This is a genomic window from Desulfosporosinus fructosivorans, from assembly GCF_004766045.1.
Taxonomy (GTDB): domain Bacteria; phylum Bacillota; class Desulfitobacteriia; order Desulfitobacteriales; family Desulfitobacteriaceae; genus Desulfosporosinus; species Desulfosporosinus fructosivorans.
Window position 1 is genome coordinate 136724 of the sequence record NZ_SPQQ01000002.1, and the last position, 14708, is coordinate 151431.

The 14708-nt window shown below is 42.7% G+C and carries 15 protein-coding genes and 1 pseudogene; 4 read left to right on the forward strand and 12 right to left on the reverse strand.

Translation table 11 applies throughout. From position 1 onward, the window contains the following. The 12 genes from pduL to E4K67_RS04920 all read right to left on the reverse strand — a co-directional run bounded on the left by pduL (position 1) and on the right by E4K67_RS04920 (position 11222). Positions 1 to 648, reverse strand: coding sequence for a phosphate propanoyltransferase (gene pduL, locus E4K67_RS04865; protein ID WP_199242467.1), 648 nt, complete (start codon positions 646 to 648; stop codon positions 1 to 3). Positions 649 to 696: 48 nt separating this feature from the next. Then, a complete protein-coding gene (gene eutM / locus E4K67_RS04870) occupies positions 697 to 981 on the reverse strand; it encodes an ethanolamine utilization microcompartment protein EutM (RefSeq protein ID WP_135545309.1) in 285 nt (94 codons plus the stop codon). Positions 982 to 983: 2 nt separating this feature from the next. After that, positions 984 to 1583 (reverse strand): BMC domain-containing protein, encoded by a 600-nt coding sequence (locus tag E4K67_RS31020; protein WP_135545310.1) that lies wholly within the window; start codon positions 1581 to 1583, stop codon positions 984 to 986. Next, on the reverse strand, positions 1555 to 2052 hold the full coding sequence (locus E4K67_RS04880) for a glycerol dehydratase reactivase beta/small subunit family protein (protein ID WP_135545889.1): 498 nt from the start codon (positions 2050 to 2052) through the stop codon (positions 1555 to 1557). The genes E4K67_RS31020 and E4K67_RS04880 overlap by 29 nt, the downstream gene beginning before the upstream one ends. A gap of 5 nt (positions 2053 to 2057) precedes the next feature. Continuing rightward, a complete protein-coding gene (locus tag E4K67_RS04885; RefSeq protein ID WP_135545311.1) occupies positions 2058 to 3881 on the reverse strand; it encodes a diol dehydratase reactivase subunit alpha in 1824 nt (607 codons plus the stop codon). 12 nt (positions 3882 to 3893) lie between these two features. After that, on the reverse strand, positions 3894 to 4409 hold the full coding sequence (locus E4K67_RS04890; protein WP_135545312.1) for a diol dehydratase small subunit: 516 nt from the start codon (positions 4407 to 4409) through the stop codon (positions 3894 to 3896). Between the two features lie 15 nt (positions 4410 to 4424). Then, a complete protein-coding gene (locus tag E4K67_RS04895; RefSeq protein WP_135545313.1) occupies positions 4425 to 5066 on the reverse strand; it encodes a propanediol/glycerol family dehydratase medium subunit in 642 nt (213 codons plus the stop codon). 23 nt (positions 5067 to 5089) lie between these two features. Then, positions 5090 to 6760, reverse strand: coding sequence for a propanediol/glycerol family dehydratase large subunit (locus tag E4K67_RS04900; RefSeq protein ID WP_135545314.1), 1671 nt, complete (start codon positions 6758 to 6760; stop codon positions 5090 to 5092). Between the two features lie 20 nt (positions 6761 to 6780). Beyond that, a complete protein-coding gene (gene pduB, locus E4K67_RS04905; protein WP_135545315.1) occupies positions 6781 to 7569 on the reverse strand; it encodes a propanediol utilization microcompartment protein PduB in 789 nt (262 codons plus the stop codon). 28 nt (positions 7570 to 7597) lie between these two features. Then, a complete protein-coding gene (gene eutM, locus E4K67_RS04910) occupies positions 7598 to 7876 on the reverse strand; it encodes an ethanolamine utilization microcompartment protein EutM (protein WP_135545316.1) in 279 nt (92 codons plus the stop codon). Between the two features lie 458 nt (positions 7877 to 8334). Further along, on the reverse strand, positions 8335 to 9969 hold the full coding sequence (locus E4K67_RS04915) for a response regulator transcription factor (RefSeq protein ID WP_135545317.1): 1635 nt from the start codon (positions 9967 to 9969) through the stop codon (positions 8335 to 8337). Positions 9970 to 9992: 23 nt separating this feature from the next. Further along, positions 9993 to 11222 (reverse strand): sensor histidine kinase, encoded by a 1230-nt coding sequence (locus E4K67_RS04920; RefSeq protein WP_135545318.1) that lies wholly within the window; start codon positions 11220 to 11222, stop codon positions 9993 to 9995. 443 nt (positions 11223 to 11665) lie between these two features. Between E4K67_RS04920 and E4K67_RS04925 the strand changes: the two genes are divergently transcribed. The 4 genes and pseudogenes from E4K67_RS04925 to E4K67_RS04940 form a co-directional block, all read left to right on the forward strand. Then, positions 11666 to 11968 (forward strand): EutN/CcmL family microcompartment protein, encoded by a 303-nt coding sequence (locus E4K67_RS04925; protein WP_135545319.1) that lies wholly within the window; start codon positions 11666 to 11668, stop codon positions 11966 to 11968. Between the two features lie 93 nt (positions 11969 to 12061). Next, positions 12062 to 13012: a magnesium transporter CorA family protein gene (locus tag E4K67_RS04930; RefSeq protein WP_135545320.1), complete on the forward strand. Its 951-nt coding sequence runs from the start codon at positions 12062 to 12064 to the stop codon at positions 13010 to 13012. 407 nt (positions 13013 to 13419) lie between these two features. Continuing rightward, entirely contained in the window at positions 13420 to 14145 is a 726-nt protein-coding gene (locus E4K67_RS04935; protein WP_135545321.1) for an MIP/aquaporin family protein, read from the forward strand. A 143-nt stretch (positions 14146 to 14288) separates the two neighbouring features. Then, a pseudogene (locus tag E4K67_RS04940) lies at positions 14289 to 14571 on the forward strand (butyrate kinase); the annotation flags it as partial. Positions 14572 to 14708 lie beyond the last annotated feature (137 nt).

A 14708-nucleotide genomic window follows, 5' to 3' on the forward strand; every position in this document is an offset into this window, starting at 1 on the left:
CTACACCTCCTCGCACTGTGGCAACCTTACTTGATCGCCATTTTTCAGTCCAACGGCGTTAGCCTCATCAGTATCGAGATGAAATTCCAATCGAAAACTGGGATGTACGCGTACCAAAACGTTCTTAAAGATACATCCCCGCGGACCGTCAACCTCAGCCATAACACGATCTCCATCGGAAACACCGAACCGCTGGGCGTCATCATGATTCATATGAATATGTCTGGCTGCACAAATCACCCCATCTTTTAGGGTAATTGCGCCAGAGGTACCAACTACAACTAGACCAGCCGATTCAACAATCTGACCCGAATCGCGCAAAGGTGGCAAAATGCCTAAATTAAATCCGTCAGTACAAGATATTTCTACCTGTGTAATCTTTCGTGCCGGTCCGAGCACTCTAACACCTTGAAGCACGCCCTTTGGTCCTACAAGAGTAACTGTTTCTTCAGCGGCAAATTCGCCAACCTGCGTCAGATCTTTTTTCGGTGTCAGAGTATGACCTCGACCAAACAATGTTTCAACATGGTAGGCAGAGAGGTGGATATGGCGATTGGATATACCTACAGGAATGCCCTTTACCGCCCCATCGGCCACTACAGAATTTGAAAAAACGCTTAACACTTGTGTCACAATTTGATCAATCATAAACCTCTCCATCATCTCACCTCATTCTGCCGATACTTTAATTATTTATTAAATACCCTCAACCTTGGGAAGAATCTTTTCAATATCTGTATGAGGACGTGGAATAACATGTACAGAAACTAGCTCACCGACTTTTTGGGCAGCCGCAGCGCCAGTGTCTGTAGCTGCCTTCACTGCCCCAACATCTCCTCTTACCAATACAGTCACCAAACCAGAACCAATTTTTTCATAGCCGATTAATATAACATTTGCTGCCTTAACCATAGCATCAGCAGCTTCAATTGCTGCAACTAAACCTTTTGTTTCTACCATTCCCAGTGCTTCTCCGCGCATATCTATTCAGCCTCCTCATTATTTTTTCCATAGTGAATACAAGTTACCTTGGGATCACCCTTTTTGCGGTGACAAGCTGGATCTCTACAAAAATTGCAAAGTACAGCTGGATTTTTGCCCTGCTCGACACTAGAAACAACTCCAATGGGCTCTGGATTTTCATTATTCAGTTCGATAGGGGCTATTTCCAGCTCCTCTCCCCCTTCTATTTCTTGTAGTATCTGGAGCTGCACCCCATGTTCTTCAATATTCTCGCTTTCATTCGTAGCCACTTGAATATCAATGACCATTTCCGAAGCTGCCTGAACTTTCCTATTTGAGGTTTCCTTTGTGGCCAAAACAGAAGACAACTGTTGATGAGGCCGTGGTATAACATGAGTAGCCACTACCTTATTAACCTTTCCAGCAGCTATCCTACCTGCCTCAACTGCCACTTTAATAGCTCCAACGTCGCCACTAAATTTGACAAGCACCATTCCCTTGCCTTTAGTCAGTTCATACCCGATTAACTCAATATTGGCTGCTTTGAGTGCCGCATCAGCCGCTTCAAGGGCCGCAACCAATCCAACTGTTTCAATTAACCCAAACGCTTTTCTGACCATGTTTCACCTCCCCATGGCCTTGGTCAGTTTCTCGAAGAACTTTCTGAACGATACCATAAACTAAGTTATACAGTAGACTTGAATCCACAAACTGGGGAGCGAGATCTTCCAATGGCTGTTCTTTAAAGGGAATGCCTTTGACTAGACGAGCTGCATTGTAGCCGAAATGACGCCATTGTATAGGTGTTCCCGGAACATTTAGGGCGAATAGAGGGTGCTGATCAGGCAACTTGAAATAATGGATACATAAACCATCTGCCCCGATACCTAATCCCACCCCAAGTTTTGAAGCGCAAGCCCCTTGAAAAGCCAGAGCAACTACATCGGATTCCTTAACCTGTACTACTAAGCTAGGTATTCCCTCTTCTTCCAGGCCTGCTTGCACTTCTCTGATTTTCTCTTTCCAGCCAAAGTGGGGAAAAACATGAATCAGCACACAAGGTTTAACTGATGCTCCGTCGGGTAGCATTCTATTCACGCCTCTCCGCCAAGATAGGATAGTACCAGTCCAGTAGCAACGGCATTTCGCGGACCTTCCGAGCCCCGAATATTTCCCCGTCCGCATACAATTCCATACTCTGCCAAGGCATCGGTCACCATATCCGCCACTTCAAAATCCAAGGCTGATCCTCCTACCAAAACAACGAAATCGATATGGCGGATATTGCCTGTAGGGGCCACCCGCGCTAAAGACCGCAAGGCATTTGTTACAAACACCCGTTTTTTGGCCTCCCGACGCACATGACGAACCTTATCCAAGGGATGATTTGTGGGAATGGGAACCATATCACCTGCTTTTAGAATGACCACACGAGAAAAAACCTCAGGCGGAAGATGATGCTCATAAAACCGCACCGTCCCATCCTCTAACCGTATATGAAATAAACTTTCGACTTTAGCCAGAGGATATTTCTTGATGTCTTCTGATAGATCAAAATCATTGAGTCCTAATTCGGAATTGATGAGCATCGTGACCATATCACCAGCTCCAGCCAAATGGATAGATAATACCCGCTCATCCCTAGTGATAATGGCCGCATCCGTCGAGCCACCGCCCATATCAAGAATTGCCAGGGGTTTATCTGTACCAGGAGTCGTAAGGGCACCACGAATTGCCATATTAGCCTCCACTCCCGCAATCACAACTCGAAGGCCGAGATTTTTGGTTAACTGGTCGGCTATCTGTTGCATAGGAAGGCGGCTCGTTTTTACCATAGCCGACAAAGCCACCGCATTTTCTAGCGCGAATTCTCCAGCTAACCCGCCCTGTACTTTTTGGGGTACAAATGTATCGACTGCCAGCACATCCTGGATTTTCATTTCTCCAAGAGGTTGGGATGTAAGTTCACTCATCACTTGGCGAACTCTTTCCAGCATCCCGCTAACGTTGGTTCCAGCTTCTCCCTGTACGTCAAGAACTGGTTGTACCCGTTCCACTGTTGCCATTATTCGTGCAGCACCAGCATCAACATCGATATCAGCCTTACCTTTTGCTCCAAAGACAGTGATAAATCCAGCTGATATAGTCCGGGCCTTGACATCCCCTGCTGGTGTACGCACAACGACTGCCGATCGATTGCCGATAAGGGCCCGAGCAATAGGGACCACCATCTTGGTCTCCTCAGCAGATAACTTAAACACGGTTGCAATCCCGTATGGATTGGACAAGGTTGTAATGGTTTGCCCCGCTTCAGCCACTTCCACTGCTGCCATCATTCCAAGGGGAACCTTATCAATCAGGGTCACTTCGTCCACTACTGGTATGATTCTCTTGAGCCGATTAGCAATCAGCACCGCATCATCTTGCTTAACGATGACTCCTTGAACATCAATCCCTCGGGTCATAGCCTCATTAAGAGCATCAGCTGCTTCTTGAAAATCAATGCCTGCGGGAATAACACAAAGGACCTTCTCTCCGGCGATAATACCAACTAGTTGACTTAACCACACTGTTGTTCCAACCCCTAAGCCCACCCCGCCAGGTGTCGATGGATTGTGACCAATCATCGTTGATTCGGTAATAATGGTTTCGGTTATGGTTTCCATTGCCAAATCCCCAATGACTGGTGTTGCTTCATTTAGCCGTATTTCATCGAGCTCACTCATCTTAAGCCCTGATTTTTTCAACGCTTCTTCCAAAGCAATGACAATTCCTGGTACGTTAGCTACTGTACCTTTGATACCAGTCGTTTTTATGATACTGCTGGCTAAATATTTAATTAAGCTTAATGAGTCAAAAGTGGCTAAACAAACCTCCGTTGTGGAATTCCCGATATCCACACCCGCTACGATCGTCATGAAAATCCCACCCTACTCCGCTCTGAGACGATTCCGGCGTTCGTAAACCCCTGCAGCCTCTCTTACAAAGGCGGCACTTATGGTTGCCTTATATTTAGTTTCCATTTCCTCAGCAATAAGGATTAATTCCACTTTAGTCGATCGATAGGGACGAAGAGCATTATACATTTCAAGTATTCGGTTATCAGGGATAGCCGTTAATTCTGCCGCTCTGCGCAAATTATTGGCAAGTTGGGTTCTCCCCACACCATCCGCAATATCAGCCTGCATTCTAAGTGTCTCTGGAGCAATACTCACATCTTTGGGCGTTACCTTACCATTTAACACGTTCTCCAGCGTAATGTCTGAGAGCTTTTTACCCGTAGGAGTTTTCAATAATTCTGGTCGTTTAGCAGCCAAAGGGTAATCATGGTCTGGATTTAATCCTTGTAATGTACCTTTTGAAGGAGCCAATGTAGTTTGTGGTGCTTGAGACATCGACTTTAAAACTTCACGGACCATATTTTCTATCAATTTTTCTTGAGACATTTCTATCACCTCCGCTTAATTAAAATTCACTTCAAGTTCGACCGGTTTAGTTCCAGGAACCACGTGTTCCGTTTCTTTAATATGAAGCACTGCTGCTTTGGCCTGAAACTTAGGCCGTGCCATCTGATCATTTTTCGTTGGCACCGGAGTTGGGGATTCTCCTTTGGCATACTTAGCAGCATTACCGCCAATAGCCCGATAAGCTGCCAAATCCAGCAAGGGCGACTGGGAAAATAGTTCCAGATTACTCAAGGGTGGCAAACCTTTTTGGTGAATTACTGTCGTTCCTCTGGACTGTATCCCAATAGCAATTCCCGAGCCACTCAGCTTAGTAGCGTCATGGGCGGCAAAAGCCACATCAGAAGTACGTATTACCCTGATCACACGGGCATGTAAACCTTGTTCCTCAATACCAGCAATCATTTCCCGCAGCACATCGCCGTGAGGAACATTCACGATGGTTTTATTTTGATATTTGCCAAAGGCTGGAGCTAAAGCAATCACCACTTCATCAGCCCTCGTACCAAGGCGTGCTTCGCCTTTTTCCACCAAAGTCATCGGATGCCCAGCGACCACTGGTTTTGCACTTTTGGATTGTTCACTTCCTTGCAGGACTTGCACAATAATTTCTCGAATCATTTGCGCATTAAATTCCATTACAATACCCCTCTCTTCCTGACTCAAACGTCAAAATCAGACGGTTTAATGGCCTGACTGATGGTTTTAATTTCATCCCAACGTTCATCGCTGATGCGATAACCAGTTCCTGGACCACGATAGTCATTCCGGCTATTGACTGCACTTATAACATTAAAATTTTTGTCAAGAATGGCAGATGTATGGAGATAATCTCCTGAAATACGTTGTTTTAAAAGATTCAGTATATGGTCAGCTAAATCACTAAAACCGTTTTTAGCCAATGCTTTAACGATATCCAGACCAGTAATGCCTCTACTCATCAATTCTTGAGCGGCTTTTAAATCTTCAACTACATTACGTTCAGGCATATCCTTACTACCATGTGCATAGGTTGCAGCTTCGACTTCTTCATCCTTGATTTCCGGGAAGCCGAGTTCTTTAAACACAGCCTGCAACGCCCGGGCAGCTTTATTACGAACTGCAATAGCTTGTTCCTCGGAAATTGGTCTTAGTCCACCATCGACTTTCAAGTCACGCTGAATGATATTCCAATCGTCATAGTCTTCAACATCCCAGTTCGAACCAGCAAACATATTGTCATAGTTGGGAATGCCTCCAAAACCAGAACAGATGAAGTCAGTGCCGGGGAGCATTTGCATTAACGTACGAGCAGTACGCCGAATATCGGAATGAGTAAATGTCTGGTCATTACTAGATGCAACTTCCAGATCCAGCATAGTGGTGCACAGATTTTCTGCCAACACCGCACGAATACCCGATGGAACAGCAGCCGGTACACCAATACAACTTACAGATCCGTTCTGCAATCCCTGGACACCAGCCCCCCGTGTAACCATAATGCAACGAATTTCTAAATACAGCATGGATTTACCCTCTGCATAACCCATCTGCACTTCCGAACCGGTACCGGAAGTAAACCTCATTTTCAGACCCCGCGAAGCATAGGCCGAAGCAAGAAAGCCTTTTGACCAAGGTGTGTCATCACCGTCAACAAACACATTTTCTGTACCGTATACCGAAATGGTTTCCGCATAAGCAGTAATACCACGCATGCCAAGCTCTAACTCTGTCGCTTCTTCCAGCGCACACTGAATCAATGTACCGCCCCGACCAGTCTGACCACCAATCAGAAGCGCCAGGGCATTGAAGGGTGCATACCGGACGACCGCCACTGTAGTTTCCATTTCATCAAATCCGCGCATTGCTGCTTCCGCTCCGTCCGCAGCAATCAGTACTGGATTGTCCTTAATGTTAGTAATATGGCACTGATTAGAGGGAATTTTACGGGCCCGCATTTTTTGCATGGCCATCATCATTTCGACGACATTCATGGTGTTGAACACAGCCACAAGTTTAGCGGCTGTTAATCCACGAACAAGATTTACTATTTCGTCTCTTGAGACATTAATATCTACAAGCATCTTGGCGATATCGTTATTATCCATAGCCATTGACTTTTCGGCTACGGTCACATCAATGGCATAATCCGCAATAAATTGTTCAATAAAATCAAAGTTACTGCGAGATACCCCGTCCATTTCGACGATTTTCCCATTTTCAATTTTTATACTAGGCTCCGGGTCATTGGGGCTGCCCATGGCTATTAGACCCACCTCTGGCCATTCTTCTACGAAACCGTCCTGATTGACAGGGCGGGCAGCTAATACCTCAAATCGTTTTGACCTTTTCATTATTTCTCCCCTCCCTACTCTTAGATATATGGTGTCGTTATTGATGGAGCTGGACCACCTATTGCTTCCAGCAGTTTCAGACCCGCTTCTTTTGCCGCTAAGACCGATTGGCGTACTGCCCCAGAATCCCCAGTAACCATAAGAATTGCCTCGTTGGAGTGGCTACCACCCCCAGGACTGGCATATCCAACTATTTCAACATTTGCTGTTTTAACAGCAACATCAGACATTAGCACTCCGATGGCTGCAGGAGCGCCGACAATCAGGCCAAAAGCTTTACCAACTGGTGCGCCAAAAGCTTTATTGACAGCAAAACTTGCCCGAGCAGTATACTGCATTTCAAGATGTCCTGCATCATTGGCATATACATCCCCAAAGGTGCGATCAAGTTCTTTCAAGGCGACTTCAATTGCCCGGCGAGCGTCTGAAACTTCTTCAGCACCAAAAAGAATCAAGCAGCCGTGTCCGGCTCCACCTTTAGTGTCCCTGGGCAATTCAATGCTGACAATTTCAGTATTAGTAGCTTTAACTGCTTCATCAGCGGCCATAATATGAGGACCTGCTCCAGTACGGGCACCAAGGATCCCAATAGAACGATATTTTGGATCTATCTTCATCTTTTCATGCAACATGGGATCAACGTTGGCTATAACCAGTCCAATGGTATCGCCAATTGCAGTACCGACATACTCAGTCATGCCTATGTTTACGACCGCTTTGGTTTTTTCCTGTCCCGTCTCGTCAGGAACTTGGCTTTCCATACGTTTCTTGATTTCGTCCATGACCTTGTCAATTAACTGTTCTTGCATAATAAAGCTCACACCTCCAAATTAATTCCTATTTGACTTTGGGAAGAATTTTCTCCACATCTGTATGTGGACGAGGAATAACGTGAATGGAAACAACTTCGCCCACTTTCCGCGCTGCGGCGGCTCCCGCATCTGTTGCTGCTTTTATAGCACCAACATCGCCCCGAACCATCACCGTCACTAAACCTGAACCAATTTTTTCATAGCCGATTAATTGGACATTAGCTGCCTTTACCATCGCATCAGCTGCTTCAATAGCCCCTACCAATCCTTTGGTTTCGATCATACCTAAGGCCTCACTCATGATTTGAACCTCCCCTCCTCAAAATATTTAATAAGTAAACTACTCCTTCTCCAATATGGGCTGGAATAAAGAATATTAGTTCTTTGACACCCCCCTGCAATAAACGAGACTTTACTTTCACCCTATCGATTCCAGGTGCGTATATTTAAGTGACCATCCCTATAACCGGCAGGGAAAACATACTAGCAAACCTGGGAGGGAGAGATTTAAAACCTATACAAATAGTAGCTTTTTCTATCCATTTTTACTTCAGCATATATTGCTTACCCACTGGATATATTTGCGGTGTTCGTTGTAGATATTTATCCTAAATATTGGACCGAACTATTTTTATAAGACTTTATTGTTTTCTATCCACTGTTTTTTTTACAGAAAAGCAAAAAAGGACTGTTTGACCACAGTCCTTTTCGTTTGAATTATGCGTTTTTATAATCTGTTACTACTTACAATATTTTTCTCTATCATTTACCTTCATTGCCAGTCTTTTTTTGACGCATCTCCTTACGATACTGATTAGGTGTCAGATCAGTCGCTTGGCGAAATACACGACAAAAATAACTAGCATCTTGATAACCTACCTCTGCAGCGATACGTACTACATTATAATCTGGATTTTGCAACATCAACTTTGCTCTATCAATTCTAACTTTCGTTATAAAATCTACAAAGTTGCAACCCTTTTCCTGCTTAAATAATCGACTAAAGTAAAAGCGACTTAAATGTACAGTTTCTGCAACTTCTTCTAATGATATATTTCTATGGCAATTTTTCTTTATATAATCACACGCACTATTCGCAACTCGAATATTAATGCTGCTTCTATTTTCCAACATGTTGTCCATAACGCAATCTAAGGATTCTAACATCCACTGTTCCACCTGTTCTTTAGAACAACACCCCATTAAAACATTAATACTGTTAAAATTTAACAAGGTGAGCTGGTCTAAATTAGCACCCCCTTCTACTGCCGCTCGGGATAATACGATCAATAATTCGAGGACACAAGCTTTCACGGTCTCAATGCTAGCTTTACTCAAAAATATTTCACTCAATAACTTACTCAGTGCCTGTTTAGCCTGTTTTCTATCCCCACAACGAACCTTATCCAATACTGTCCGCTCGTAATGAAAAGGATAATTGAAGGGTCCTGTACTTAGATGAGGTATATCTTCAACATGAATGATCTGGTTATCTCCAAGATAAAACCTCTGCCGCTGGGCATTCAAGGCTTCGCGGTAAGACTTCTGTATATCCAATGGATTATCGTAATAACGTCCAATTCCAACCGTAATACTAGTATTCATAGATCGAAGAATACTATCTCTTATATTTGTCGCTATTTTATGCACATCATTTTTTATAATTTTTGGTGTATCTAATTCCTTAAATCCTAATAAAATAATCAAATTGTCACTGCTAAAGGGAGTAACCAAGCCATTATCACCCACGACACTGCAAATCAGCTGATAAACTCGCTGTTTTAACATTTGTTTTTCCAGTTCAGAATCACTATAGGTGAGTTGCTTAAAATTATCAATATCCACAACTAAGGCGACCCCAGGATCAACTTTCATCCCTAGAAACGTCGATCGTTCCCAAAATTGTTCCAGTTCCATAATGTTACCTGAAATCAAATCATATACAAAAGACATTTGGATAAATGGCATGGCGTCTTCTACGTTTTTACGTAAGAGAGCTTCTTCCTGTTGCTTTAACTGTATCACGCTAATTTTGCTTATGATAGTCCGTAAAGTGGACAGTAAATCATTAGGGCGTACCGGTTTTAGCAAGTATCCCTCAGCACCTATTGTTAGGGCCTGTTTAGCGCTATTAAAATCGTCCATTGCTGTAAGCATGATAACGCTTACATTGGGAAGCAAGTCCAATATACTTTTGGCAGCTTCCAAACCGTCTATTCCAGGCATGCGGATATCCATCAACACAATATCTGGTTTTTTACTTATAGCAATATTAATAGCACTAGCGCCATCCCCAGTATCACCAACTACTTGAATGTCGGGGAAATTTTTCTCGATTATAAACCGTAAGGCTTGTCGTTCTAATTGTTCATCATCTGCAATCAACAATCGATACATTCTTATTCTCCTCTTGATACATTTTATGCCCGGCAGTCTGGGAGACGAATGTAGTTACTGGTGCCTTCACCAACTTTACTTTCTATCTCTAGACCGTATTCAGGACCAAAATGATGCTGAATACGTTTATGAACATTAATGATTCCTAGACCAGTCGTTTGCCCATGAGTTATAGTTCGTTTTTCAGCACGGAAGATACTGCGAATGCGTTCCATAGGTACTCCGACTCCGGTATCGGTCACAATGATAATAATTTGCTCTCCTTCGATCCGTCCACTAACAAAGATCTGTCCGCCATCTACCTTTTTTTCAAGTCCATGAATGATGGCATTTTCAATGATTGGCTGCAAGGTAAGAGCCGGAATCATTATTTTCAATATTTGAGGATCTATATCGATGAATGATTGAATACGATCCCCAAAACGCACCTTTTGGATCAATAGATAGTCTTTGGCTGATTTTACTTCTTCTTCCAATGTTCGCAGAACGTCAATATCCTGTAAATTGTCCCGGAGCAAATCAGATAAGGCATAGACGACTTCCTGAGTTCTGCTGGCTCCTTCCAAAAGAGCCAACCGAGCAATGGTATTTAACGCATTGAATAAAAAGTGGGGATTGACCTGAGCTTGTAGTGCCTTCAATTCGGTAACACGCAACGTGGCTTCCAAGTGGGCTTTGGCTTTTACTTCTTTCACGAGTTGCTTCTGAGAAATATTGGAAACCCCAATTTCCACAATGTAATTTGTCATAATATAAATGAGATCGGCTGCGGCCTTGAGCCTTTTTTCTGGCACAACTTCTATGACATCAAAAAACTCTGACAAAACTTCTGTCTCCATACCCAACCCAGACACGCAGCGAAACATTTCTGCTTTGGCATCATAATCTTCTTTTTCTAAAATAACTTGCCCAGCAAGAAAAGCGCCGATGTATTGGTCTTGTACAATGATAGGTGCAGCCAAATCCGTTAATCCGCTATGGCATAGATACACAACAGGCTTTTGCTTGTCAATGTTCTTTCTACTCGCTCGACCAGCTCGATCATCACAACTAGTGCAGCCTGATAGCCCCTGAGGAAAAGAACGGATATATGTACAAAACTTGGTAAAATTGCTTGGTTCAGTAATAGGGTTCCCCTCAACGTCGACAATTACTGCTGCCAATCCGGTTGCTTCCGAAAAATGATCTTGAATTTCTTGCAAGATCTGGATATTCACAATTTGACCTAAGACAGATCGGCTCAGAGCTTCCATCTGAATCCCCCCTCGTAAAACTATAGCACTTTTTAGTTACGAGATATCCATTTATTACTAGTCCTTCTATAGAAGAAGTATTTGATACAGCACAGACTATTTCCTGCAAGAAGCAATAATTTGCTATATTATAGCAAACTATTATTATTCGTTGGATGTTCGATAATACTTTCACAGTCAGAGTCTCCCTGCCTTACGAACTCTCTATATAACTATTTTGCCCTCATTGCCACAACTTCGTCCATCCTTGCAGCGAATGCCCTTAAAGATGAGGGATACTTGGAAAATCTTTAGTTTGTTCTATGTAGTTACATAAAACAATATTATTCTATGTTGTCACAAAATAATCCAAAGGAAAAAGTATAAACTCGTCAAACTAAGTTACTTAGAAAAACTAGCATAGAAACAAAAATACTATGTTTAGTATTATGGGGGGGATTCCCATGTGGCTTGGCAAAGTTGTAGGAACTGTCGTGGCCCCAACTAAAAATGAAAGCTTAGTAGGATGTAAACTCTTAGTGGTTCAACCTATAAATTTAGATGGCATGAATACAATCAGCCTGCAGGTTGCTGTAGATACTGTAGGCGCTGGAAATGGTGAGAATGTTTTAGTAACCTCCGGAAGTTCTGCCCGCCATGTTATGGGAAATGATAACAGTGCCGTCGATGCAGCTATCGTCGGAATCGTCGAGAATATTGACCTTGAGGGTATTTCCAAAGCACAATATTGGGTGCAGAAAGGATAACGTTAGTAATCAATTTACTTTGTAACCTATTACATATGAGAATTTTGCACTAAACTTCTAACAGCAAAGCTTGGTTTTAAGAAGGAGAATTTTATGCTGACAACCTACAAAACGCTCGAAGATAGTCTCCAAGAAGTATCATGGGATCCCTTGGCTAAAGGAGTTTGGATTAAACTAGTCAACCCAACATCTAATGAAATCCAACAAATATCAGCTACAGTCCAGATACCGGAGCATTTTTTTCGTTTTGCAGTTGATGAAGATGACAGTCCTAGGATTATTTTAGGCAAAAAGTGTATTCTTGCCATTATTAGTGTTCCTGTTTCTCATGGTGCTGATCGATATGAGACCAGCCCGCTCAGTATTATTTTAACACCTGAATTAACCATAACCATAAGTGAAGACCTGATACAAGTACTTCCAGATAGCAACGATGTCAGTAGGTTTTTATTCGATACAACTAAAAGGACCCAATTATTCTTTCAAATTTTGTATCATGCCGATACAGTCTTTTTAAAATATATTCGGCATATTCGCCAGCGAACAGATGCGATTGAGTTTCGCCTACGCAAATCAACCAATAATCGAGAAGTATTCCAACTTCTTGATCTTGAAAAAGGCTTAACCTACTTTACCGCAGCCCTTCGTGGCAATGTGATAGTCGCCGAAACAATCCTCCGCATGCGATCTGACCCACAGATGCGATATCTACTAGAGATGCATGAAGAAGATGAGGATGTTTTGGAAAGCGTTATTATAGAAAATAAGCGAGCTTTGAAATTGGCTCAGACTTATAGTTACATAATGAGTAGTATGATGGATGCATTTTCTTCGGTCATTAACAATAATTTAAATCAGATTATGAAATTTTTAGCTTCTGTAACAATTTTACTAGCTATTCCTACAATGATCTCAAGTTTTTGGAGCATGACACTCAAGGTACCTTGGCAGGGTACAGAGAAAGGATTTTTGATAGTTCTTTTGCTGGCACTTATCACAAGTAGTACTATGGGTATTATTCTACGAAAAAAAGGAATGTTCTGATGCTCCAGCATATGTTTTGAATTTCTGAGGTCTAATTCTCCGCAGCTCGCTACGAGGAGTTTCATTTACTAAGAGTGGTCCAATGTCCCGATATCAAAGGGCTTTGGACCACTTTTTGTATCTTCATTAGAACTTTCAGTTACTTGTCAATCTATTCGGACAAATTAATCCTACTTTATATGTAATAATCACAATTATGGAAGATTATAGGTGAATGATTGGAAAATTCCTGGCTTTGCTAAGGCAATAATGTAATATATACCGGCAAATTAATGTACAGGTATTTATCCAAATTGGAGGTACTATATCAATATATTTTAAATTTAATCATTGTGAAGAAAGGAGCGTCTACTCAGCGGTAAGAAAAAAGATTACAAAATAATAGGAAAATGAGGAGGGCTCAAATTATGGTTACTCCATATTTAGGGGAATTTCTAGGTGTAACTACGCTTATTATTTTTGGAAACGGCGTAGTCGCAAACTCTTGTCTATCAAAATCAAAGGCTGAAGGCGCTGGTTGGGTGAATATCATTGCCGGTTGGGCGGTCGGTGTTATGATGGGTATTTTTGTTGCGATAGCCTGTGGTGCGCAAGGTGATCTTAACCCAGCCGTAACCTTTGCGAAACTCTTAAACGGTGTCTATTCAGGATCCGACGCCATACTCATCATGTTTTTGCAAATAGCGGGTGGCGTTGCCGGTGGTTGTATTACTTGGTTGCTCTTCCGCGGTCACTGGGAACTTACGGAAGATAAGGCCACAAAATTGGGAGTTTTTTGTACCTTTCCAGCGGTCCGGAATTATACGCAAAACTTGTTTTTCGAAATCATTGCTACAATTATGTTAATATTTGGCGTTTTTGCTATTTTCTCAAAAAGCGTAGGAGTTATGACCCCTGGATATGGTCCTTTGATGGTCGGTCTTTTGATTTTCGGATTAGGTGCCTGCTTGGGTGGTCCCACAGGATATGCTATGAACCCTGCACGTGACTTAGGCCCCCGCATTGCTCATTTCATATGCCCCATTGCTGGCAAAGGCGATTCCGATTGGGCATATTCATGGGTCCCTATTGTTGGCCCCATGATTGGCGGGGCGATTGCATTTGCTTTAGCCAAGGGTGTTGGCATTCTCTAAGCTAGAAAAGTCCTGTGATATTTGAACCTAATAAAACCAAAAGGGTCTGTAACTAAACTTGTTTTCCAGTTTGTTACAGACCCTTTTGGTTCGAGAATTGCCGTTATTGTCGAGGATTATTCACCATTTCATAGGTGTATAATCCTCTTTTTGGGGGATGGCACACCACCACTCAGAAAATTTCCCAAGTTTTGTTACGCCCCCTTTTGGTTATTAGTGTTAAACAGGGTCAGCATGCCTCCAATCTGGGTGGTATTTTTGTTCATGAGATTGCTGAATTATTATGTACCTGCTTACATTGTTGATCCAGTTGTGATAGATGAAATGGACCCTAGGGCTCGTATTTCCGGTTTCCCTGAAATAAAGCGTAGAATTTTTCATGCGCTGAATCAGAAAACTGTTGCCAAACGGTACGCTCGTGATAATGAGGCGTCTTCTACGTGATATTGCCGAGGGTCGGGCCTTGGGAGATGTTTCAACCTTGGCGGACGCTGCCGCACTTGATTTCTTGAAAAGAAAATTTAATGAAGAGTAATAACATCCAGGCCTCAATTATAATACAA

Coding starts and splice junctions, on each gene's coding strand:
- E4K67_RS31020 (WP_135545310.1), bottom strand. CDS start 1,583: ATGGTCAGAAAAGCGTTTGGGTTAATTGAAACAGTTGGATTGGTTGCG.
- E4K67_RS04895 (WP_135545313.1), bottom strand. CDS start 5,066: ATGGAATTTAATGCGCAAATGATTCGAGAAATTATTGTGCAAGTCCTG.
- E4K67_RS04925 (WP_135545319.1), top strand. CDS start 11,666: ATGTGGCTTGGCAAAGTTGTAGGAACTGTCGTGGCCCCAACTAAAAAT.
- E4K67_RS04935 (WP_135545321.1), top strand. CDS start 13,420: ATGGTTACTCCATATTTAGGGGAATTTCTAGGTGTAACTACGCTTATT.
- eutM (WP_135545309.1), bottom strand. CDS start 981: ATGCGCGGAGAAGCACTGGGAATGGTAGAAACAAAAGGTTTAGTTGCA.
- E4K67_RS04900 (WP_135545314.1), bottom strand. CDS start 6,760: ATGAAAAGGTCAAAACGATTTGAGGTATTAGCTGCCCGCCCTGTCAAT.
- pduB (WP_135545315.1), bottom strand. CDS start 7,569: ATGCAAGAACAGTTAATTGACAAGGTCATGGACGAAATCAAGAAACGT.
- E4K67_RS04885 (WP_135545311.1), bottom strand. CDS start 3,881: ATGACGATCGTAGCGGGTGTGGATATCGGGAATTCCACAACGGAGGTT.
- E4K67_RS04915 (WP_135545317.1), bottom strand. CDS start 9,969: ATGTATCGATTGTTGATTGCAGATGATGAACAATTAGAACGACAAGCC.
- E4K67_RS04890 (WP_135545312.1), bottom strand. CDS start 4,409: ATGTCTCAAGAAAAATTGATAGAAAATATGGTCCGTGAAGTTTTAAAG.
- E4K67_RS04930 (WP_135545320.1), top strand. CDS start 12,062: ATGCTGACAACCTACAAAACGCTCGAAGATAGTCTCCAAGAAGTATCA.
- E4K67_RS04880 (WP_135545889.1), bottom strand. CDS start 2,052: ATGCTACCCGACGGAGCATCAGTTAAACCTTGTGTGCTGATTCATGTT.
- pduL (WP_199242467.1), bottom strand. CDS start 648: ATGATTGATCAAATTGTGACACAAGTGTTAAGCGTTTTTTCAAATTCT.
- E4K67_RS04920 (WP_135545318.1), bottom strand. CDS start 11,222: ATGGAAGCTCTGAGCCGATCTGTCTTAGGTCAAATTGTGAATATCCAG.